This window comes from Methanosarcina subterranea, from assembly GCF_055385895.1.
On the sequence record NZ_AP042426.1, the window covers coordinates 437,680 to 458,120 of the forward strand.

Genomic DNA, 20,441 nt, shown 5'->3' on the forward strand with positions numbered 1-20,441 from the left:
ATTTCCGCATTTTCAGTCTTTCCCCGTTTTCAAATGTCTCTTTTATGCGTCAGCATCTTCTCTAGTGTCAGTACTCTCAGCCCTGATATAGTTACCGCCTTTTATTTCAATTGCTTTTCCTTTGCTCAGGGCAAGAGCTACTTTCATTCTGGCGGCTTTCAAATCTTCCCAGAATGCTCTCCTTGATATCCCTACCCTGCTGGCTGCGTCTTCCTGTCTTAAACCTTCGATATCCACAAGCCTGAGGGCTTCAAGCTCTTCTACCGTGAGGGACACCACTTCAAGGTCTGACAGTGGAACCCCTCGGGGTTTGAAATATGTGACATCAGGGGTTTGCTCGACGCGCCTCGGACATTTTGGTCTTCCTCTGCATTTTTTCATAGGTTACTTATGCACATTGTGGAATAAATATATAACAATTTCTCTTTTCAAATAGAAAACTATAAATATTTATGTACATATGAGTGAAATTGTACTTTCTATATCTCTGATTTCTCTGCGTTTGTGCGGGACTGATTTGTCTCCGCTTTATTTGGAAATTTTACAGAGAAATGTATAGTTTGAGAGTCAGCGGATTTTATATTGGAGCATAAAATATGAAAATCTGCATAAGCGCCTGTGGAAAGGATCTTAATTCTGAAGTGGACCCTCAATTCGGAAGATGCAATTATTTTGTGATTATTGATCCGGACATAGGATCAGTAACGTCAATCAAAAATCCCGGTTCGGAAGCCTCCGGTGGCGCAGGGATCCGGGCAGCAGAAGCAATTGCGGGTGCAGGAGTAGACACTCTCTTGACGGGAAGTGTGGGGCCGAACTCTTTCTCCATACTATCCGAAGCAGGTATTGAAACCTGCTCTGGAATCAAAGGTACAGTAGCCTTTGCCCTTCGAGAGTATCAGGCCGGAAAACTCGCCGTCCTTGAGAGTCCGAATGCTTCTACTCATAGCGGTATAAAGAAAAGTTGATTTAAAGGTCCGAATTAAGAGCAAGAATCTCAAATAATACTAAAAATTTTGTAAGAATATTTCATTGAAAATCTGAAAAATTAAAGGTGAGCTGTATGAAAGTATGTATACCCACAAAAGATAACAACGGCATGGAAGGGACTGTAGAACAACATTTCGGAAAAGCTCCCACTTATACAATCCTGGATACCGATAGTAGAGAAGTTTCGGTGATCCCTAATACCAGCGAGCATATGGGTGGAGTGGACCTGCCGCCTGAGTTCCTCTATAAGAATGGGGTGGAAGTTATGCTCTGTGCGGGACTGGGGTACAAAGCTGTCAAGATGTTTGAATCTTATGGAATCAATGTTTTTGTAGGTGCCGGAGGTAAGGTCCAGGATACTATAGATGCATGGAAAGCGGGGCAGCTCCGCAGTGCCAGTGCCGAAAATACCTGTGCAGAACACGATCACCATCACTGATGATTGTTTCCTCAGTCTGTGTACAGGTGGGAAGACGCAGCTTATGAAAATTGCAATTGCTAGCGGTAAAGGCGGTACAGGGAAAACCACAGTTGCAGTAAACCTTGCCCTTGCTATTGAAAAAGTCCAGCTTTTTGACTGTGATGTGGAAGAGCCTAATTGCAACCTGTTTCTGGGGTTTGAACTGGAGCCTGTAGAAGAAGTAATCTGTCTGGTTCCGGAAATCAATCCTGACATGTGTACTCTCTGCAGGAACTGTTCTAGTTTCTGTAAGTATAACGCTCTGGCTGCCCTTCCTAATAAAATTCTTTCCTTTCCTGCCCTCTGCCACGGATGCGGTGGATGCAGCTTTGTCTGTCTGGTAGGAGCCATAAAAGAAAAGCCCAGGCCTATAGGTATGATCGAAAAAGCGTCCCCTGAGAGTCCCCTCACATTTATCTGTGGCACACTTAACATAGGGGAAGCTATGGCAACTCCTGTTATCAGGTCGCTTCAGCGGCATATCGATGAAAACAGACCTGTAATCTTTGATTCCCCTCCTGGAACGGCATGTCCTGTCCTTTCAGTTATGGGGTATGCAGATTACTGTGTGCTTGTAACCGAGTCTACTCCATTCGGTTTCCACGACTTTCTTCTTGCCCTGGAAGCTGCAAGGGCTCTTACGGTCCCTGTGGGAGTTGTTCTCAACCGGGACGGGCTTGGAGATTCAAGGGTTGAAGAGTTTTGCAGAGCTGAAGGGATTCCTATTCTACTCCGCATTCCGAATGATAAAATGATTGCCAGGCTCTATTCAGAAGGCACTCCTTTTGTTAAGGAAATGCCCGAATGGAAAAAAAAGTTCGAAGATATGTTCGAAACGATAAAAGCACTGGCCTGCAAAAACACGGGGGTATAATGAGGCAGCTGGCTATAATTAGCGGAAAAGGTGGGTGCGGAAAGACCACTCTTACAGCTGCCTTTTCGTCTCTCTCTAAAAATGCTGTACTTGCAGACTGTGACGTTGACGCATCTGACCTGCCTCTCCTCCTTAAACCCGAGATACTTAAAAAAGAAGATTGTCTGGGACTGGAACTTGCTTCTATTGACCCGAAGCTCTGTACCGGTTGTGGCATCTGCCTGGAGATATGCAGATTCGGAGCAGTCTTTGAAAACTTCACGATAAATCCGTATAGCTGCGAAGGTTGTGCAGTCTGTACTGTCGCCTGTCCTGAAAATGCGGTGTCTTTGACGCCGAGAATCTCCGGACAGGCAGTTTCCTCCATGACCCGTTTCGGGCCAATGGCTCATGCAAAACTGGGCACTGGAGAGGAAGCAAGTGGAAAACTTGTGAACCTGGTCAGAAAGAAGGCCTTAGAACTTGCAGATAGATATTCCTGCAAACTCGTTCTTATTGACGGCCCTCCCGGTACCGGCTGCCCGGTTATGGCAGCAATTACCGGAACCGACCTTGTCCTTGTGCTTAGCGAACCCACTGTTTCCGGACTCCACGACCTGAAACGGGCAGTCGAGCTCACCAAACATTTCAGAATCCCAACCGTTGCCTGTATTAACAGGTATGATATCAACGAGAAAAAAAGCCTTGAAATTGAGGCTTTTTGCAGGGAAGCCGGAATTTCTCTTCTTGCCCGCTTACCTTATGCGGATGTAACTACAGAGGCAATGATGAAAGAAGAAACCGTGATCGAATACGCCGCCCACTCCGGAGGCTCCGAAGCTGTGGAATTTGCAAATACTGTCCGTAACCTCTGGGAAGAGCTCGAAATGAGGCTTTCAGATACTTTCAAAGAAAAAATGTGCTCGAAAGCCCTCGATACGAGGGAGCTTTAAATTTGTCGAATGTTAACTGAAGAATTAGAAAGTTAAATAATATAGCAACTGTTAACTGAGATAGCAATTGTTAGCTAATAATCAGTCTGTCCTTTTACTATTATTTCAAATAATTGATAAATTAAGTAGTAATTAAGTAATAAGTTCAACAAACAGTTGGTGAGGGAATAAAATGGATTATACTCAGCTTGCAGAGAAACTGGTCAAATTCCTTGACCTCAAGTATGAACCGGTGGCAGTGAAAGTTGTTAAAAAAGGAGAGCCTATGCCCGAAGGGTATCAAGAGCCCGAGAAAAACCTCAGGCACTGCCAGTCTATTATGAAAGCCAGGAAAGGGGAGTCCTTCATAATGCCTGCAGATAAGCATGCCTGCGTGGTAGGAGCCTCAAGCCTAGGGATTATTCCTACGCCTGAAAAGGTAGCATCAGGAGAATTCCATCATAACCTGGGAATGTTCGATAGTGTGGAGGCTGCAGCCGGAATGATAGCAAAGCGTCCGGCATTTGAGCCTGAAAGCAGACTTGCAACCGTTGTGGGGCCTTTGAAGGATGCAAAGATCGAACCCGATGTAGTTATTCTTGTAGACAGACCAGAAACTGTTTACTGGATTATCCCTGCAAGTACCTACCACAAAGGCGGAAGAGTTAACTTTAGCAGTGCAGCTTTTCAGGCAACCTGTGCCGACACAACTATCCTGCCGAGCCTGACAGGGGAAATAAATGTTTCTTTAGGCTGCTTCGGATGCAGAAAAGCCACTGACATTGAAAATGATGAAATGCTTATAGGGATCCCTTTCAACAAACTGGAAGAAATTGTCAATGCCCTTGAAAAACTTTATGAAGGCCCTCTGCCGAAAGCGAGGCAGAAATAACCCTTTAGAGTTTTTAATTTTTATTATTTCTTAAATGAGATTTCTTTATTTTTCTCATTGAGTTTTTTTATCTACTTTCCTTATCATGAATTCTACCCTTTCATTTATTTATTTCATGTAAATATTTATACCTGCAAAGTTTATTTATGTTTATAATGCCTATTCGTCCTAAAAACCCCGGGGAGAAAAAGTGTGCAGTGCGCGTTGTGCAGGAATAAGGAATGCCTGATAGGCAAAAACTGTTCTGTTATCAAATCGAAACTTGAGTATACCGGCGATGATCTTAAATCGATCCAGATTTCTGCCTGGCTTGAGTCGGATCCTGCAAAAAGGACAAAATTGGAAGAGATTGTAATTTACTCAAAGAGGCTCGGGTACAGCAAGATCGGAATTGCTTTCTGTATAGAACATGAGAGGGAAGCAAGACTGGTCTATGACATCCTTTCAAGGTATTTTGAAGTATTTTCAGTTTGCTGCAAAGTTTGCAGCCTCGAAAAAGAAAGTCTCGGTATCAGAAAAACCGGTAGTCCGGAGCTTGAAGCTGCCTGCAATCCTGTAGGGCAGGCTCTCCTCCTTAACAATGACTGCACTGATCTGAATATTACTCTGGGACTTAGAACAGGCTACGATATTCTCTTTGCGGAACACTCGGAAGCACCTTCTATAGCACTTCCTCTTCTGGAACTACCCTATCTCGGGGATTCAGAAATTGATTTTATTGAATGAGCTTTTAGAAAGAATTCTTTAGTTTTTGTAATTTTAAGCTCCGGAGAAATATATGTCCGAAAAATCCAAATGCAGATTTGAAACCGACTATAAACCAGATTCCGAACTCTTGAAAATCAGGGCTCATCATCTCTGTTGTATTCAGGGGTTCCAGGGGTATGGGTACAGTCCGGCTTTTGTTGCAAATATGCGGGCTGTGATTTCGGATCTCGAAGCTCTTCCTTCCAGGCTTCTCAAGCTTGTAACTGTGTGTGATGCAATCTGTATTTCCTGCCCCAGCAAAAGGGAGTGCACCATTCAGGAATCTGCCCTCTCCCTCAGAATAAGACAGATGGATCTGGCTGTCCTGGAGAAATTAAAAATAGATGACGGAACTGTTTTGAAGGCAGACGAAGCCTTCAGGCTCATAAATTCAAAACTTAACAGAGCTTCGGATCTCGAAGAGGTATGCGGGGCCTGCAAATGGAGGCAGAAGTGCCTCTGGTACATGCAGGCAAAAAGGTAAGAAGGTCTGGAGTAAGGCTTTGAGGAAACGTCACCTTGAGGAGAGACTGAGTTCCTGGTTTCAAAAATATTCTTGACCTTTTTACCTTGAACTCCTTTTTCATTCATTCTGCCTTTAAACCTCTTTTTCATGCATTTTACGTATTTTTCAGCTATTTTTACCTTAAACCTGCACTGATCTCATAGATTTTCGCAAGAAACTCGATATTCTGGACTGCATTCTGTTCTATTCCCAGTTCATTCGGGGAAAAACCTAGAGCAAGGCCAAGGAGCTGGGAGTAATGGAGAACCGGGATAGAGTAGTCAGTCCCGAACCTTTCATTGACTGCAAGCTGTCCCCTGTCAAACTGAAGGTGGCAGAAGGGGCAAGCATTGATAATGCAGTCTACTCCTGCATTCCGGATACATGCAAGCTTATGTTCGAGCATCTCCAGGGATTCGGCAGCGTATCCTGAACGAACTCCTCCGCCTGCTCCGCAGCACATCATTTTGTCGGTATAGTCCACACTTTTTGCACCGGTAGCTTCAACCAGCTCATCAAAGAAGACCGGAGCTTCCGTCTCTCCGAGGTTTCTGTCTTTTGAGGGCTTGATAAGATGGCATCCGTAATGAAGGGCTACTTTCAGGTCAAGGGGAGTTGTGAGGAAGCTTTTGAGTTTTTCAGGCCCGAATTCCCTGTAAAGAAACTCGATTATGTGCCTTACTTCTGCAGTTCCCTTATACTCCATACCTATCTCTTTCAGGCAGGTGTTTGTGCAGGCTTTCATTTCCGGGTCTTTTTTAAGTTCCATATTAGCGTCTGCCAGGGACCCGTAGCAACCATTGCAAACCGTAAGGATATCTCTTCCCATTCTTTCCGAGAGGACGATGTTTCGGCTGGCAAGGGCAAGCCAGGTCGCTTTGTCAAAAGACTTGAAAACTCCCGGGGCAGGGCAGCAGGAGGCCCCTGGCAGGTCGGATACATCAATTTCAAGTTTCTGCAGGCAGAGTTTCGTTGCTTTTTCGATTCCGGGGTAACGGTTGGGCACGATGCAGCCAAGAAATAGCGATAGTTTTTCCATGATTTTCTGCCTCCTTATTTTTCAGCCACCAGCTCGTCAAATTTGCAGGTTTTGAGAAGAGTTCTCAGACCTTCCAGAGCTTCCGGATATTTCTGGACAGTTTCAGGTATCGGATCCAGCCCCAGTTCCTCCCTTTTTTTCTTTGTTTCCTCATCGAGGGGGACTGCATGCCCACACTCCAGCACCATTTCCGAAACACGGCGGTGTTCGGGGCGCATAAACCCTTCCCTGACTGCGAGCCTCCTGAGTTCAAGCAGGGCATCAGTAATTGGTATTCCGCGAGGGCAGCGCTCCTGGCATGTGTAACAGGTTGTACAGAGCCACAGGGCGTCATCTGAAAGAACAGTAGCTCTGTTCTTGCGTGCATCTCGAATTATTCTTCGGGTGTTGAGCCCGGTATGCCGTCCCGAAGGACAGCTTCCTGTGCATGTGCCGCAGTGCATGCAGGAAAGTACATCAAGTCCTGCCGCCTTTAACACTTTTAGCAGTTCTTCACTCATACAGTTTCACTGTCTGGTTTTGAGTCTGGTTTTAATATTGATTCTTCCGTTTTAGAAAAGAAAATATTACCGAAAGAAATAGATCTTAATATAACCCTGCACTCGGGCAGAATCTCTGATTTTCAAAATAATTCTCAGGATAATTTTCAGGATGAATATGCCGATCAACCGGATTATTTCCGGAGATCTCAAGCAAAATATTCTTTTCAGGTTTTTTCAGCAAGTATTTTTAGCCACTTTTTCCGGCAATTTCCTCTTTCGCTGATCCCTTTCCGATAATTTCTCTGCTTTCTCTGCCATATGTTCTTATTACTCTCATGATATTTAACACAAACTAAATCTATTCAGGGTTAAAAGCCGGAATGAGAGATGAAGCACAGGTTCTGAATTCTTGTTGGGTAGTTATTGAAAAGTCTATCCTAAAATTTAAAAATTACTTTCTGGATGACGAATTTAGATAATCAATCAGGTTTCTGGCACTGGAAATAGTTCTGAACTCTTATTTATACGGGAATGGAATCATTTTTGAAACGAGCTCGAAAACAAAAGTAGCATGTCTCTTTTGGAGTGATTATGACCTCATTCTTTAGTCTCACCTTTCAGGTCTGGTTCCACGTCCATTTTAAAGGTTACATCTTTTTATGCTCCTTTGAAATCTTTGATACCATGTTATATGTCTGAGCTTATATAAAAAAGAAGTTATTTGTCGCAAACTCCACATCCTCAGACAGATTTTATTTTTTCCGTGCCGCCTTCGCCCTGATATATTCTTCAGGCTTTTTCTCGATTTTATTTCTCAGGAGAAGTTTATTCCAAGATCTTTAAGCCCATTCAGTTTTGCAAGATTGATCAGCAGCGGTGTCAGAGATTCCATTGTGTTTGCCTGTTTAAGAGGGCCGCCATCCAGGGGTTTGAGGCATCCCATATGCCGTGTGAGCTCCATTACGAGTTTCTTTGCTTCGGCATCGTCGCTACATACAAGAGCATCATGTACGGCTTTGCATTTAACAACATCTTTGAGTTTTCCTGCAGGGATGTTATGGAAAGCTGCAACAACTCTGGCGGACTCCGGGACATTTTTCTGGATGGCAAGAGCTGCCGAGCCTTCTTCCGGAGGTTTGTATGCCATAAGGCTTCCTTCTTTTACCATCGGAACCACAGGTGAAATAATGATTTTATTTTCAAGGGCTCCTTTTATCTCTTCCAGCAAAGGCAAAACATGGTCAAAACGAATTGTAAGTATTATCACTTCGGCCGCCTGTGTAGCATTAAGGTTGCTCATGCCGGTAATTATTATCTGTGATGTGTCAAATCCGAAATTTTCAAGCTCTGATAAAGCTTTTTTTGCAGCCTCATCTGCAGTTTCCAGGGATCTGGACCCGATAATTATTTCATTCTTCACACCATCAGGCATAAGGTTTTGAAGGGCAAGCCTCAGCACCATTCCTTCTCCTATGTTGCCGGTTCCTCCAAGAACAGCTATCTTCAGCTTTTTAGAATTCAATTTGAACAAGACCTCCAGTTTGCTGTGACTTCCCATAACATATGTCCAGAAGTTAATATATCTTCTGTCTTCAATCATTTAATTATAATACTTAATGTTATCTATAATTAAATTTATCAAGTAAGTTCCTGTTTTTATCCTATTTTTGAAGATCATGTCCTTACTATATTACGTTTCTTTTTTCTTTTAGTTTCGCTTCCCTGCAAAATGTTCATGGAAATATTTATAATGTATTTCCGCATATGTTTAAATAAATTAATTCTGTTTGTGTATTGCTGCAGGAACTACTTCGGATATAGCTGTATCCTGTTTGCATTCTTAACTTACTATATAAGCAACGTCGGAGGGTTGTGTACCTGGGGAGTTACACCATAAGAGTATTGCACCTGTTACTATTAGCCTTAGTCTTTACAGGTATACTTTCTCCTTTAATTTTTATAATACATGATGAGATTGGATTTGTCGGATTTGAACAGGTAACTTCTGGTCTATTATCTTCCAAACTGATTTCATCCGGTTCCACAGTATTGCTCTCCTCTTCATCTCTTCCGGGACCTCTGGAAGCATATTCAGGCAGAATTTACAAAGAAGTGGCAGAAGAGAACATAACCGCATATGTCTATCTTTTTCCAGGTAAAGATGCAGAATTGCCGGACTCATATACCATGGTTGAAGAATGGGATGGAACCTCCAGCATTGCCTCAGTCCATTTTAACACGGAATCATTTGAGGAACTGTCCTCTCTCACAGAAGTACACTCAGTCCAGCAGGATATTCCTCCTGTTATTAGAAAGGTGGGCCGGAGAGAAAAGGCAACTTTTTTCTCTTCTTCGGAAGAGTTCTGGAAACCGGACGGTGTAACAGGAAACGGAATTAAAATAGGGATAATCTCCGATGGGGTGGAAGATATATCTGAAGCTACGGCATGTGGAATTCTTCCTGAAGATGTGCATATCCTTTCTCCGGGAAAAGGAGAAGAAGGGACTGTAATGCTCGAAATAGTCCATAAGACCTCTCCTGGTGCAGAACTGTACTTCCATAGTGCAGGCAGCAACAAGCTTGAATTTAACCGGGCTGTTGACGCCCTCATTGCCGAAGGCTGCCGAATTATATGCGATGATGTAGGCTGGCCTGATGAACCTTTTTTCGAAGATGGAATCGTGGCTTCCCATATCAAAGAAGTAATAGAAAACCAGAATATTCTTTATGTGAGCGCAGCAGGTAATGATGCAGGCCGACACTACCAGGGCATGTTTTTTGACAACGGATCAGGCTGGCATGATTTTAGTTCCGGAACCAGCACTTCCAGAAATATTTGCATGGATGTCCCGCCAGGTGAAAAAGTGACTGTGGTTCTCCAGTGGAATGACCCGTGGAACTGTTCCGAAAACGATTACGACCTTTTCCTCTATGACTGTTGCAACGGAAAAGAAATTGATGCAAGTGAGAAAACTCAGAGTGGCACAGGTAACCCTCTTGAATATCTCAAATACACCAACACGGGAGAAGATGTAAAAACACTGGGCATCTCAGTAAAAAAACATTCAGGAGAAGACAGAGTACTGGAAGTTTATATTTACCCGAACTCCTCTGTAAAGGTTCATCCTGACAATCTGGTTGAGGAGGACTCTGTCTTCGGGCATCCTGCTGTTCCGGGCGTTGTCTGTGTTGGAGCTGTTGATTCCGGAAATTCGGAAAACCAGAATATTGCGCCTTACTCTTCCCGTGGCCCTGTAAGTATCTATTATCCAGAATACGAACTGAGGAACAAGATCGACCTCAGCGGACCAGGTAGTGTGAGAGTTTCAGGCACAAACGGAACTGGCAGCTTTTTTAGGGGTACAAGCGCTTCTGCTCCTTCTGTTGCAGGGATCGGGGCTCTTATCTGGAGCATGTGCCCCGAAAAGAACGGCAGTGATATTCGCAGGATCCTGTGTTCTTCAGCTGAAGACCTCGGAGAGCCGGGTTATGACACTATCTTCGGCCATGGTTCAGTCAACAGCCGTACAGTCCACATTCTTGAAAATCCTTCTACAGATACTGGTTTGTTGTCAGAAAAGTCCGGAGTCCCACCTGCGGAAGCAAAAGGAATGTTTACTCTAAAACTTTCCATGCCCCTTGAACAGATATCCTATCTGACAAAACTACCCTGCAGAGGAAAGTAAAGGGATTCTTTGATGAGAATAAGCCAGATAACCTGAGCGGCTTAATTTTTACCGTACATCCGGTTCAGGCTTACTCAGGCCAGATCTTTACTCTAAGAGCAGAATCCCTACACATGCAATTTTTTCCGGCTTGCAGAACTCAAGTACAAGCCCTGCTTCTTTCATTGCCTTCTGGATATTTATTCCAACAGCCTCAGGTGCAAAACGCCTCATTTCCGGCTTTACGCATTTTTCAAGGTTGCAGACCTCGCATTCGTTACAGGAGCCGGGTCTCAGGAGATGCGCAAAGGTAAAGCCTTCTCTAAAAGCTTCCTGCTCAAGCTCGAACATCTTATGAAAAGAATCCTTCCGAAGCCCTGACCAGGCTTCAAGAACGTCCTGAATTCCTGATGTATCACATTCGTCTACAAGAAGAAGTGCGCTATTGTACTCTCCTATAACCTTCCTGAATTCATCAACTGACATGATATAAGGCGGACAGCTCAACCTCTTCCCGTAACCTCTGCATCCGTAAGCGCACTTAAGAGCAATACGATTCTCAACCGGGATATCCCCTGCCTTCAGAAAATAAGCTTGGATTCCCATTTCTGATGCCTTTTCAACAAGATCTTCATATTTCCCAAGCATGATAACCCCTTTTAAAAAACCTTATTTCATTTCGTTTCTGTTTATTTTACTTTTTGTTTCCTTTTAATTTGTTTCCTTTGTAATTATTTTTTCTGGTTTGAAAAAAAGCTATATTTGCAATGTGGCAATGGTTTCTATTAGTCTTTTTTCAGGACCAACATGAAAAATCCAGCAGCTCTGCGCATCTGTTCATGAGTTTCTACTGGATCCATTATTTTGGGTATACTTTTATAATTATTAAAAGATAAACCTGGAAAGTATTTTCAAGACTGAGAAAATGCTTTTAACTGAACTGAAAAACAGCATGAACTGCTTCAAAAAGCGGATGTATATCGGACATGTATATCAGACCGGATAGAAGGCTGTTACTTCCTCGATTAATATTCTTTCTCTCTGGTTTGATATAATGTAAACTCGGCAGTGTACCGAAAGTTCTGTAAAATATGATTGACTCTGTATCCTTTTCCTTTCACCACAAAAAAAAGAGGATGCAGAGTCAATGGTTAATTTATTCCCACTCATAAAAGATTATCTTGTCGATCAGGAAGATGGAATTCGCCAGCTAATTACCTGGTTTTTAAACCTTGTAATGGAGGAGGAAGCCCTCCTCCAAGCTGGTGCACAACGTTATGAGAGGACAGATTCACGTAAAGCTAGTAGAAATGGCTACAAACCCCGAACTCTCCTGACCAAGCATGGGAAACTCGAATTATTAAAGCCTCAATTCCGTGAGTTTCCCTTTGAAACTCAGGTTTTTGAGAAATATTCAAGAGTTGAAAAGGCCATCTTAACCGCTGTAGCTGAATCTTACCTTCAAGGAGTTTCCACCCGAAGGGTGAAAAAGGTCATGACTGCATTAGGAGTAGGAGAAATTTCAGCCTCTTCTGTTTCCAGGATTACAAAAGAACTGGATGAGAAGGTTGAAGAATTTCTCTCAAAGCCAATAGAACATGAAATCCCTTACTTGCTTATCGATGCGACTTATTTCAAGGTAAGAGATGGGCTTCATTACGAAAACAAAGCTCTCTTTGTAGTTGCTGGGATCAGGGATGACGGTTACCGTGAAATTCTTGGAACAAGATTAGCAGACAGTGAAGCCTCTATGTTCTGGGAAGATCTATTCGATGATCTGAAAAAAAGAGGGTTAAGAGGTGTCAAGTTAATTATTTCTGATGGCCATAAAGGAATACAGAAAGCAGTAAGAGAATCCTTTATTGGATCAAGTTGGCAGATGTGCCATGTACATCTGGCAAGACAAGTTCTCAAGAAAGTGCCAAAAAAGAAGCAGAAAGAAGTGGCTGAGAAGATAAAAGAAGCATTAGTAGACCGTCAGAAGTTGAATGACCTGATTATGGAACTGGATAGTATGGGGTATGAAGGCGCAGCTGATACCCTTGAAAGTTTTCAGTATGATGTAATGAACTATATGCAGTTTCCAGAAAAACACTGGAAAAAAATAAGGACAACAAATATGATGGAGAGGACCAACAAGGAACTCAAAAGAAGAAGCAAGGTAGTTGGAGCATTTCCTAACCAAGACTCAGTATTGAGACTGGTAGTCTCAATACTAATTGATATAAATGAAGACTGGATCACAGGAAACAAGTATATAGTAATGGAACAGTAATCAAAAAAGAAGAGTAAGGGGTAGAGAGTAAATTTTACAGAAAACGCACATGATATTCTTTGAATAACATGCACAACTAAATGAAAGTACTTTACCCCACTTTTTTGGCTATTGAATTCCTTATTACTTTGGGCAGTAAGGTTGTCCTAATTTTGGTTTTTCAAAACCGTCAGAAAACTAATCAGTGAATTGCCATCGAAGGCTCAAGTGTGACTTTGATCACGGATGCTAAATTGGCCTTTGAGGCAATTCCACTGCCCAAATAAATTGGGTGATATTATTTGATGATTGAAGTCATAAACAAAGCTTGTGGTTTAGACATTCACAAACTCTTTTTCATTGCTACAATTCTCAGTAGATCTGGTGAAAAACAACAGCAGCGTTTCGACAGAGATGATGAGGGAATTTTAGCCCTTAAAAATTGGGTAATATCAGAAAAATGTAATGTTGTTGCATGTGAATCAACAAGTGACTTTTGGGTTCCTGTCCATGATTCTTTGATAAAGCATCTACCGGTGATAGTTGGAAATGCGCGAGATATGAAGGTATTTACACATAAAAAAACAGATAAGATTGATTCAGAAGTCATTGCACAACTTGCACTTAATAATATGATTCAGCCATCAAGAGTTTTTCCAAAGGATCATAGAGATTTTAGATCATATGTTCGACTTCGGTTAACACTTGTACAAAAAAGAACAGATCTAAAAAATAAAGCTCACTCAATTCTTGCATCTGAAATGTTAAACCTGAAGAATGTGCTGACAGACATTTTCGGCAAGAATGGCAGAATGATCTTATCAGGAATCTCTTCAGGTAAGACTGTTGACCAGATTATCGCAAGTCTTTCTCCAAATGTTCGTAAAAAAAGTGATCAAATCAGAGAAATTCTTGAGCGAGAAATCTCTCAAAGTGCTGCATTCAGACTTCAGATCTGTCTAAAACTCATAAAAAGTCTTGATGATGAGATCGAAGCTTTAGAAAAAGAAATTTTCAATTATGCTTATAGAAATCATAAGCGAGAAATGGAGATTTTAATGTCAGTTCCAGGTATAGGAGAACTTGGTGCGGCAATTCTACTTGCTGAAATAGGCAATTTCAAGGATTTTTCTTCTGGAGATAAGCTTGCTTCTTGGCTTGGTCTGGTTCCTAATGTGTATCAATCTGCAGATAAATACCACAACGGAAGAATCACAAAGAGAGGATCAAAGAGAGCAAGATGGATTCTGACGCAGATTGCTCAAGCAGCGGCAAGAAAGAATAACAGTAAGTTAAAAGAGTTTTTTAACAGGAAAAAGAAGTCAATTGGACATGCAAAGGCAATTATTGCCTTGGCAAGGAAAATTGCAACGATAATATGGCATCTTATTACGAATGATGAGATGTACGAAGATGAAACTGGATATAAAAAAAGGGAAATTCAAAAGAGAAAGATTGTTGAGACCGAGATATTCTCAGTTGATGAACGAATAAAAATAATTAGTGAAATATTTGCAATAACGCGAAAAGAGGATGAAGAGAGCATGTGAGGAAGATATCCTCATGTACTTTCATGCTAAATTAAGCACACTGCCGTAAACTCTGATCGATTCGCGAAAATTTACTTAAATTTCTGAAGAAATAGTGATAGTGGTTGCTCTCCCACTATCTACGTGAAGATTGCATGTCAACTATATCTAATTTGAGCTGTGCAACAGGGTTTTGCTGCAAAAGTATTCTTCACTGATTAATAAAACTTATGTGATTTAACTTTTAAATAAGTGACATGAACCTTCATACAATACAAATTATAACAATTAAAGTGTACCTTCAAGTATTCCACTTTGCTTTCCAAGCACGTAAATTTTATTGGAATTTAAACAATTGGTTTCCAAAATCCAGGGGCGTAACGAGGTTTATAACTAATTTTCGATATATTCTTTTTCTCTGTTACCCCTTTCCAGGAACCAGGCATATAACGAGATCTGCTCTCTACCCTTAAACTTTCCTTTTTCGCTCTCCATAACCCAGGAATGTAACGGGGCTTGTAGCCAGTTCTCAATGCAGCCTTTTTTCCTGTTGTCCCTTTCCAGGATCCCGGAATATAACGGGTTTTACTCTCTACCTTTTGGCTTTCTACTGTTGGTTTCCAAAATCCCGGAATGTAACGAGGCTTGTAGCTAATCTTCGATATCTTCTTTTTCTCTATTGTCCCTTTCCAGGAACCCGGAATATATCTGGGTTTGCTCTCTACCTTTGTACTTTCTTTTGTTGCTCTCCAGAATCCTGGAATATATCGGGGCTTGTAGCTAATTTTCGATATACTTTTTTTCTCTGTCACTCCTTTCCAGGAACCTGGTATATACCGGGGTTTGCTTTCAGTAGCTGGTCTCCAAAATCCTGGGATGTAACGAGGTTTGTAGTTAATCTTAGATATCTTCTTTTTTTCTGTAATTCCTTTCCAGGAACCTGGGATATACCTGGATTTGTTTTCTGCTGCTGGTTTCCAGAATCCAGGAATATACCTGGGTTTGTAGCTAGTCTTCGACAAAACCTTTTTCTCTGTTGTCCCTTTCCAGTAACCAGGAATATATCGAGATTTACTCTCTATCTTCGGAATTTTATTAACTCTCGTCTCTGTTTTCTTAGCTGTCTTATCAGCCTTTGGTTTTACTGTCTGTTTCTTAACCAAGATGCCGACCTCATGATATAATTTATTTTCTTTAATTACTAAATATGCTGTAAAAACGTTAAATGCGTCAAACAACGCATTCAATACACTAGAGTATGCGCTTAAACATATAAATAAATATTTAGCAGTTTGCATCGGCTTCCTGGCGAAATTCAGAGCAATTTTTCTAGCTGACGAATTTGATTTTGATTTTCCACAGGTTCCATACAGACAGATACCATCACCTAAAAACCTTGAGAAAGAGGTATTCTTCCATAGTTTCTGCCAAACTGGTTATTGTGGGTTACACTTCTATAATTGATAACATATAACTTAGTAAAGGGATCCGCATGACTAAGAAAGTACCTTTAACCGAATTGAAAAACCGAATGAGATGCTTCAGAAGACAGATGGATATATCAAATCCCGGTTGGGAAATGTCTGTTATTTTCAGCAAAATCAACCTTTACTACTTTACCGGTACCATGCAGGATGGGATGTTAATCATTCCAAAGAATGAAGAAGCAAAATTCTGGGTACGGCGAAGCTATGAAAGGGCGCTGGATGAATCATTGTTTTCCAGTATAGAGCCTATGAACAGTTTCCGTGATGCTGCAAAAAGTGTAAGTAGGCTTCCGGATACGGTATGCCTGGAAACAGAAGTAGTCCCTCTGGCTCTGTACCAGAGATTTCAAAAATACTTCCCCTTTAAGAACATTGAATCCGTTGATGCCCAGATTTGTGCTGTTAGAGCAGTAAAAAGTGAATACGAGTTATCTCTATTGAGAGAAGCCGGCAGGATCCATCAGCATGTGCTTGAAGAGCTTGTTCCAGGGATGCTGCGGGAAGGAATGAGTGAGGCTGACCTGTCAACTGAATTGTTTTCTGTTCTGGTAAAGGAAGGACACCATGGAGCATGCCGTTTTGGCATGTTCGATACGGAGATGATTCTGGGAAATGTCTGTTTTGGGGAAAGCTCCATTTATCCGACTTATTTTAACGGGCCCGGCGGAAAATTCGGGTTAAGCCCTGCAGCACCCGTGCTCGGGAGCCGGGACCGGAAATTAAGGAAAGGCGACCTTGTCTTTGTTGATGTCGGGTGTGGGGTTGACGGTTACCATACGGACAAAACCACGACATACATGTTTGGCTCTTCCCTTCCGCAGTATGCCATAGAAATCCACAATAAATGTGTGGATATACAGAATGAAGCTGCATTGATGCTAAAACCCGGCGTTACCCCGTCGGAGATCTACAATACTATAATGAATAAGCTTGATGAGGATTTCCTGCAAAACTTCATGGGTTTCGGTAATCGTAAAGTAAAATTCCTCGGACATGGGGTTGGTTTATTAATTGATGAAACTCCTGTGATTGCAGAAGGATTTGATGAACCCCTGCAGGAAGGAATGGTATTTGCTCTCGAACCTAAAAGGGGAATTGAAAATATCGGTATGGTCGGAATTGAAAATACCTTCATAGTAACTTCTGACGGCGGAGAATGCATAACAGGATATAATCCGGGTTTGATTCCTGTATATTAATTATTACATACTGGATAAAAGCCGATTTAATAGATTAATAAAATATTACTAATTGAGGAATTATACTTTTTAAGAACAAAATATGGATTGATTTGATAGCTGCTATATCCCGTGCAGCTGTCTAATCCTCTTTTTTAAACACAGAAAGAAAACCGTCTCATGCCTTATGTTTTGAGCCATTTCAGTAGATCTGACTCTACAGCTGGATTTATAGTATATTTCGTAAATTTCCCTTCTGCTTCGAAAAAAATAATATCGTCTTCCTGTAACCTTTTTATATGCCAGTGAGTAGTACTTTTGTCTAAACTCAGCTTTTCTGAGAGATTCTGATTTGTAATCCCTGGATTTTCCAGAATATTAAGGAGTATTTGTTTTCTTGTACCGCCTTTAAGATGTGCTATCATTGTTTTATCATTGTTTGTTAAAACATAGGAATTTTGAAAAGCTCTTGTGAACTTTTCTCCATTCATTAAAGTCAGTTTCTCTTCACCTTTGAGCGCCTTCAGCTGATACCTCACAGATCCCCGGCTAATATTCAGGCCTTTTGAAATTTCGGACGGCGTACACCCCGGTGTATTCAGCACATAATTAATAATTTCCTTTTTCTTTTTATATTTATTTATGTTCTTTATCTGGCCCAGGACTATTGGAACCAGTTTAAAAAAAGAAATAAAAGCGATCAGATATCCCACGATGTAAGCTATCTTGAATGATAAAGGAAATTCCCAGAATGAATACGTCACGTCAGCGCCGCTCATATCGACGATATCACCCAGCTTTTCGAGCTCTTCATCAGGTGGGCAGGGACCAACAATATATCCTCCGGTGTCCGCACCGGCTGTGCCTATGGCACTCAGGACCAGAATAAAAAGTAAGCTCGTCTTCCACATAACTGGTCCTTAATTTGGTTAATTCGATTTATAAAATTCAGATTGTATAATCTTCTGTCCCGGTTACCTTGTACCCGTATACTTCATACTTCCAGGTTCCTGGTTCAATTCCGTTTGGATTTTGAATATTCAGGCGAATCCTGCCGTCAGTTGTGCCGTCTGCACTATCATAGTAGGTACCCAGCACCGAGCCACTAGGAGTATACACTTTGAGCCGGAGCGAATTAGTAGAATCTCCCCAGTTAAAATCCACAACCAGAAGGGTCAGGCCGCTACCTACATTTTTTTCCATGCAGATTTGTCTCTCCCTGCCTGATCGTACCATAAACTGTCTGGATACCAGCATCTCCGTCAACTATCCCGATTTCAGTATAAAATGCAGGTGTTACGATGTAATTACTTGAGATTTCTGCTTTTTCTATATTCTCAGTTGTTGCTGCTGCATTGGAAGATAGAAAAAACAGAGTTGTCAATATAATCAAAAATATCTTTCTCGACATTGTTAGCCCTCTTTTTAACACTTGTCAAGACAGTTTACTTAAATTTTATGGCCAAATCATCCAACTGACAATCTAATAGCCCTATAAATCTCCAAAAAACTCGGATTTAGGTTTGCTTATACTCTCAGTTGGATGATTTGGCCACAAATTAATTATAAGAGTAAATTCATGAAAAAAATGAACATTAAAAAGATGTTTGGTGGAGTTCACTCGATTTTCCAGATCCAATTTGAACTCCACGTTGCCCGGAGGCATGATTAGTGTTAGCTTTGTGAATATTTAAGGCTTGCTTGATCCTGCCTCCTAGGAAATGAACAGGAGTGAAATAAAATATGAAGCATAGAAAAAAATGTTGATAGGAGCTTTGTTGATAACGATATCATTGGTCAGCATTATTTCTACGGCATCGGCGTACACTTATAACGGACGTTATTGGCATTCTGGATTTGCCCAAGTTGACAAGGATTCCTCAATTCCAAGTTCTTGGTCAAATTCTCTGTCTCAGGCTATGAGTGCATGGAATAATGCTGGTGCAGATTTCTTCTTTTATCAGATAGGATGTGAAAACAAACTGTACTATACGTCACTTGGGTCAAGTGGACCGCTAGCGACAACTACTGAGACATATAGTGGTACCTCGATGACAAATGTATAGTGAGATTCAATAGTGATAAGAGTTGGTCTACTACAGGAGCATCGGGATATTACGATGTGCAAAGTGCTGCTACTCATGAATTTGGGCACTGGTTAAGTTTGGGTCATTCTAGCAATACTGAAGCAACAATGTACAGTACTATGTCAACAGGGGAAACAAAAAAAAGAAGTTTACACTCTGATGATATAGTAGGCATCTGCTACATTTATCCCTGATAGGTGATGAATTATGACAAGTCGAAACAGTGTAAAATATGGAATCGTTTTGGTTGGAGCACTTACTTTGATCGTGTTAGGTTTAGCATTCTCCAACTCTATACAATCTTCACAAGAAAATAGTAAACCTTCAAATAATATCAATGAGCCCTTAAGCAGTAGCATGAGTTTTTTGCTTGAAGAATACACTCATGAGGATTTAAGTAAAAACTCTGACGTGATCGTCATGGGTACAGTCAAGGAAATACTTCCAAGTAGATGGAATTCTGTCGACGGAAAAAGACCAGATAAAGTAGTTGAATTCGGCCCTTATGACCTCATCTATACTGATATCGTTATAAGTGTAGACAAATACGTCAAAAATCCATTATCATCCGAAGATGTTATTGTGAGAGTGGGGGGAACAGTCGGAAATGATAGCATGGCGGTAGAAGATGAACCGAGCTTTAAAACTGGTGAAAAGGTTTTGCTATATCTAACTAAAGATACTAGCCCAGGTACTAAGGATATTGGCCCTGAACACTTCAAGGTAACAGGATACATTCAGGGGAAATTCGCATTAACCGATGATGGGAGAGCCATAGGATGGAATAATGAAAGTGTTAGTCAGGAGGAGTTGTTACGTACAATTAAGGAATGAATGTGATTCGTCTAACACGATAATATGCAACTTTTGTTTTATGGTTGCATTCTCATAGATAAACGAAGGTGAAGAGGTAGTTTTTAATTTACGAATATTCGGCTTTAAATAGACCGGACCCCCTTCACTCCTACCACTCTCCGGCAATTTAGTATATATTCGATTTTTCCTTCCTTTACTTCTTTTTCTTTTTTTCTTTATACAGCGCATTATGTGCTCGCAGGAATCGCATATGTATGCGATATGATACGCGCATATGTAAAATAAATTAGGAATTTGTTCCAAAAGATAGGATAAATTCACGAGAATGATTGAGAAATAATCAGGTGTGTTGGTCAGGGAAACATTGAAATATTTTTTGATCTTTTTTCAGAAATTATAGTTCTTCTTTTGATGCTGAAGCCGATCAGAAAAAAACGTTTTCAGGCAGGAGTTCTGAAGGATTTTGTAATATCGGCTCTTCGCTGTTTTGTATGGGTACTTTAATATAAAGCAATTTAAATATT

Annotated in this window: 21 protein-coding genes and 1 pseudogene; 13 read left to right on the plus strand and 9 right to left on the minus strand. The window is 41.2% G+C overall.

The window, feature by feature from the left end; all coding sequences use genetic code 11:
* Positions 1-42: 42 nt before the first annotated feature.
* Complete coding sequence (locus tag ACZ5A8_RS01865) at positions 43-381, minus strand: DUF134 domain-containing protein (RefSeq protein ID WP_229387627.1); 339 nt, start codon at positions 379-381, stop codon at positions 43-45.
* A gap of 215 nt (positions 382-596) precedes the next feature.
* On the opposite strand from ACZ5A8_RS01865, the gene ACZ5A8_RS01870 reads away from it, so the two are divergent.
* From ACZ5A8_RS01870 to ACZ5A8_RS01900, 7 genes are all read left to right on the plus strand, one after another.
* Positions 597-968, plus strand: coding sequence for a NifB/NifX family molybdenum-iron cluster-binding protein (locus ACZ5A8_RS01870; RefSeq protein ID WP_464531900.1), 372 nt, complete (start codon positions 597-599; stop codon positions 966-968).
* 95 nt (positions 969-1,063) lie between these two features.
* The gene (locus ACZ5A8_RS01875) at positions 1,064-1,429 is read left to right on the plus strand and encodes a NifB/NifX family molybdenum-iron cluster-binding protein (protein WP_229387631.1); all 366 of its coding nucleotides are present in this window, start codon (positions 1,064-1,066) and stop codon (positions 1,427-1,429) included.
* A gap of 43 nt (positions 1,430-1,472) precedes the next feature.
* Positions 1,473-2,324 carry an ATP-binding protein gene (locus tag ACZ5A8_RS01880; protein ID WP_464533981.1) on the plus strand — a complete coding sequence of 284 codons (852 nt, stop codon included), beginning with the start codon at positions 1,473-1,475 and terminating at the stop codon, positions 2,322-2,324.
* Positions 2,324-3,256: an ATP-binding protein gene (locus ACZ5A8_RS01885; RefSeq protein ID WP_464531902.1), complete on the plus strand. Its 933-nt coding sequence runs from the start codon at positions 2,324-2,326 to the stop codon at positions 3,254-3,256. Before ACZ5A8_RS01880 ends, ACZ5A8_RS01885 begins: the two co-directional genes overlap by 1 nt.
* A gap of 172 nt (positions 3,257-3,428) precedes the next feature.
* Positions 3,429-4,127, plus strand: a complete 699-nt coding sequence (locus ACZ5A8_RS01890; protein ID WP_464531903.1) for a DUF169 domain-containing protein — start codon at positions 3,429-3,431, stop codon at positions 4,125-4,127.
* A 192-nt stretch (positions 4,128-4,319) separates the two neighbouring features.
* Positions 4,320-4,853, plus strand: a complete 534-nt coding sequence (locus ACZ5A8_RS01895; RefSeq protein WP_464531904.1) for a DUF1847 domain-containing protein — start codon at positions 4,320-4,322, stop codon at positions 4,851-4,853.
* Between the two features lie 52 nt (positions 4,854-4,905).
* Positions 4,906-5,358, plus strand: coding sequence for a DUF1284 domain-containing protein (locus ACZ5A8_RS01900; protein WP_464531905.1), 453 nt, complete (start codon positions 4,906-4,908; stop codon positions 5,356-5,358).
* A 157-nt stretch (positions 5,359-5,515) separates the two neighbouring features.
* Here ACZ5A8_RS01900 and hdrB read toward each other — a convergent pair whose 3' ends face one another.
* The 3 genes from hdrB to npdG form a co-directional block, all read right to left on the minus strand.
* The gene (gene hdrB / locus ACZ5A8_RS01905) at positions 5,516-6,418 is read right to left on the minus strand and encodes a CoB--CoM heterodisulfide reductase subunit B (protein ID WP_464531907.1); all 903 of its coding nucleotides are present in this window, start codon (positions 6,416-6,418) and stop codon (positions 5,516-5,518) included.
* 14 nt (positions 6,419-6,432) lie between these two features.
* On the minus strand, positions 6,433-6,918 hold the full coding sequence (gene hdrC, locus ACZ5A8_RS01910) for a CoB--CoM heterodisulfide reductase subunit C (RefSeq protein WP_229387643.1): 486 nt from the start codon (positions 6,916-6,918) through the stop codon (positions 6,433-6,435).
* Between the two features lie 796 nt (positions 6,919-7,714).
* Complete coding sequence (gene npdG / locus ACZ5A8_RS01915; protein WP_464531908.1) at positions 7,715-8,422, minus strand: NADPH-dependent F420 reductase; 708 nt, start codon at positions 8,420-8,422, stop codon at positions 7,715-7,717.
* A gap of 350 nt (positions 8,423-8,772) precedes the next feature.
* Between npdG and ACZ5A8_RS01920 the strand changes: the two genes are divergently transcribed.
* A complete protein-coding gene (locus ACZ5A8_RS01920) occupies positions 8,773-10,587 on the plus strand; it encodes a S8 family serine peptidase (RefSeq protein WP_464531909.1) in 1,815 nt (604 codons plus the stop codon).
* Positions 10,588-10,674: 87 nt separating this feature from the next.
* Here ACZ5A8_RS01920 and ACZ5A8_RS01925 read toward each other — a convergent pair whose 3' ends face one another.
* Positions 10,675-11,214 carry a DUF2284 domain-containing protein gene (locus ACZ5A8_RS01925; protein WP_464531911.1) on the minus strand — a complete coding sequence of 180 codons (540 nt, stop codon included), beginning with the start codon at positions 11,212-11,214 and terminating at the stop codon, positions 10,675-10,677.
* A gap of 447 nt (positions 11,215-11,661) precedes the next feature.
* Between ACZ5A8_RS01925 and ACZ5A8_RS01930 the strand changes: the two are divergent.
* Together ACZ5A8_RS01930 and ACZ5A8_RS01935 are read left to right on the plus strand one after the other, a co-directional pair.
* Positions 11,662-12,841 (plus strand): annotated as a pseudogene (locus tag ACZ5A8_RS01930) (IS256 family transposase).
* 284 nt (positions 12,842-13,125) lie between these two features.
* Complete coding sequence (locus ACZ5A8_RS01935) at positions 13,126-14,370, plus strand: IS110 family RNA-guided transposase (RefSeq protein WP_464530608.1); 1,245 nt, start codon at positions 13,126-13,128, stop codon at positions 14,368-14,370.
* Between the two features lie 326 nt (positions 14,371-14,696).
* Here the strand turns inward: ACZ5A8_RS01935 and ACZ5A8_RS01940 are convergent, their stop codons facing one another.
* Positions 14,697-15,512 (minus strand): hypothetical protein, encoded by an 816-nt coding sequence (locus ACZ5A8_RS01940; RefSeq protein WP_464531912.1) that lies wholly within the window; start codon positions 15,510-15,512, stop codon positions 14,697-14,699.
* Between the two features lie 329 nt (positions 15,513-15,841).
* Between ACZ5A8_RS01940 and ACZ5A8_RS01945 the strand changes: the two genes are divergently transcribed.
* Positions 15,842-17,035: a M24 family metallopeptidase gene (locus ACZ5A8_RS01945; protein ID WP_464531913.1), complete on the plus strand. Its 1,194-nt coding sequence runs from the start codon at positions 15,842-15,844 to the stop codon at positions 17,033-17,035.
* Positions 17,036-17,199: 164 nt separating this feature from the next.
* Here ACZ5A8_RS01945 and ACZ5A8_RS01950 read toward each other — a convergent pair whose 3' ends face one another.
* From ACZ5A8_RS01950 to ACZ5A8_RS01960, 3 genes are read right to left on the minus strand one after another with little or no spacing between them, the layout of a single operon-like run.
* Positions 17,200-17,925, minus strand: a complete 726-nt coding sequence (locus tag ACZ5A8_RS01950; RefSeq protein WP_464531915.1) for a winged helix-turn-helix transcriptional regulator — start codon at positions 17,923-17,925, stop codon at positions 17,200-17,202.
* Between the two features lie 37 nt (positions 17,926-17,962).
* A complete protein-coding gene (locus ACZ5A8_RS01955) occupies positions 17,963-18,217 on the minus strand; it encodes a hypothetical protein (RefSeq protein WP_464531916.1) in 255 nt (84 codons plus the stop codon).
* Positions 18,198-18,425, minus strand: a complete 228-nt coding sequence (locus tag ACZ5A8_RS01960; RefSeq protein ID WP_464531917.1) for a hypothetical protein — start codon at positions 18,423-18,425, stop codon at positions 18,198-18,200. Before ACZ5A8_RS01960 ends, ACZ5A8_RS01955 begins: the two co-directional genes overlap by 20 nt.
* A 654-nt stretch (positions 18,426-19,079) precedes the next feature.
* On the opposite strand from ACZ5A8_RS01960, the gene ACZ5A8_RS01965 reads away from it, so the two are divergent.
* Positions 19,080-19,295 carry a matrixin family metalloprotease gene (locus ACZ5A8_RS01965; RefSeq protein WP_464531918.1) on the plus strand — a complete coding sequence of 72 codons (216 nt, stop codon included), beginning with the start codon at positions 19,080-19,082 and terminating at the stop codon, positions 19,293-19,295.
* A gap of 13 nt (positions 19,296-19,308) precedes the next feature.
* Positions 19,309-19,935: a hypothetical protein gene (locus ACZ5A8_RS01970; RefSeq protein ID WP_464531920.1), complete on the plus strand. Its 627-nt coding sequence runs from the start codon at positions 19,309-19,311 to the stop codon at positions 19,933-19,935.
* Positions 19,936-20,441 lie beyond the last annotated feature (506 nt).

Excerpts from the sequence above, each read along its gene's own strand:
- ACZ5A8_RS01865 (WP_229387627.1), bottom strand. The coding sequence starts at position 381 with ATGAAAAAATGCAGAGGAAGACCAAAATGTCCGAGGCGCGTCGAGCAA.
- ACZ5A8_RS01870 (WP_464531900.1), top strand. The coding sequence starts at position 597 with ATGAAAATCTGCATAAGCGCCTGTGGAAAGGATCTTAATTCTGAAGTG.
- ACZ5A8_RS01875 (WP_229387631.1), top strand. The coding sequence starts at position 1,064 with ATGAAAGTATGTATACCCACAAAAGATAACAACGGCATGGAAGGGACT.
- ACZ5A8_RS01880 (WP_464533981.1), top strand. The coding sequence starts at position 1,473 with ATGAAAATTGCAATTGCTAGCGGTAAAGGCGGTACAGGGAAAACCACA.
- ACZ5A8_RS01885 (WP_464531902.1), top strand. The coding sequence starts at position 2,324 with ATGAGGCAGCTGGCTATAATTAGCGGAAAAGGTGGGTGCGGAAAGACC.
- ACZ5A8_RS01890 (WP_464531903.1), top strand. The coding sequence starts at position 3,429 with ATGGATTATACTCAGCTTGCAGAGAAACTGGTCAAATTCCTTGACCTC.
- ACZ5A8_RS01900 (WP_464531905.1), top strand. The coding sequence starts at position 4,906 with ATGTCCGAAAAATCCAAATGCAGATTTGAAACCGACTATAAACCAGAT.
- hdrB (WP_464531907.1), bottom strand. The coding sequence starts at position 6,418 with ATGGAAAAACTATCGCTATTTCTTGGCTGCATCGTGCCCAACCGTTAC.
- hdrC (WP_229387643.1), bottom strand. The coding sequence starts at position 6,918 with ATGAGTGAAGAACTGCTAAAAGTGTTAAAGGCGGCAGGACTTGATGTA.
- ACZ5A8_RS01925 (WP_464531911.1), bottom strand. The coding sequence starts at position 11,214 with ATGCTTGGGAAATATGAAGATCTTGTTGAAAAGGCATCAGAAATGGGA.
- ACZ5A8_RS01935 (WP_464530608.1), top strand. The coding sequence starts at position 13,126 with ATGATTGAAGTCATAAACAAAGCTTGTGGTTTAGACATTCACAAACTC.
- ACZ5A8_RS01945 (WP_464531913.1), top strand. The coding sequence starts at position 15,842 with ATGACTAAGAAAGTACCTTTAACCGAATTGAAAAACCGAATGAGATGC.
- ACZ5A8_RS01950 (WP_464531915.1), bottom strand. The coding sequence starts at position 17,925 with ATGTGGAAGACGAGCTTACTTTTTATTCTGGTCCTGAGTGCCATAGGC.
- ACZ5A8_RS01955 (WP_464531916.1), bottom strand. The coding sequence starts at position 18,217 with ATGGAAAAAAATGTAGGTAGCGGCCTGACCCTTCTGGTTGTGGATTTT.
- ACZ5A8_RS01960 (WP_464531917.1), bottom strand. The coding sequence starts at position 18,425 with ATGTCGAGAAAGATATTTTTGATTATATTGACAACTCTGTTTTTTCTA.
- ACZ5A8_RS01970 (WP_464531920.1), top strand. The coding sequence starts at position 19,309 with ATGACAAGTCGAAACAGTGTAAAATATGGAATCGTTTTGGTTGGAGCA.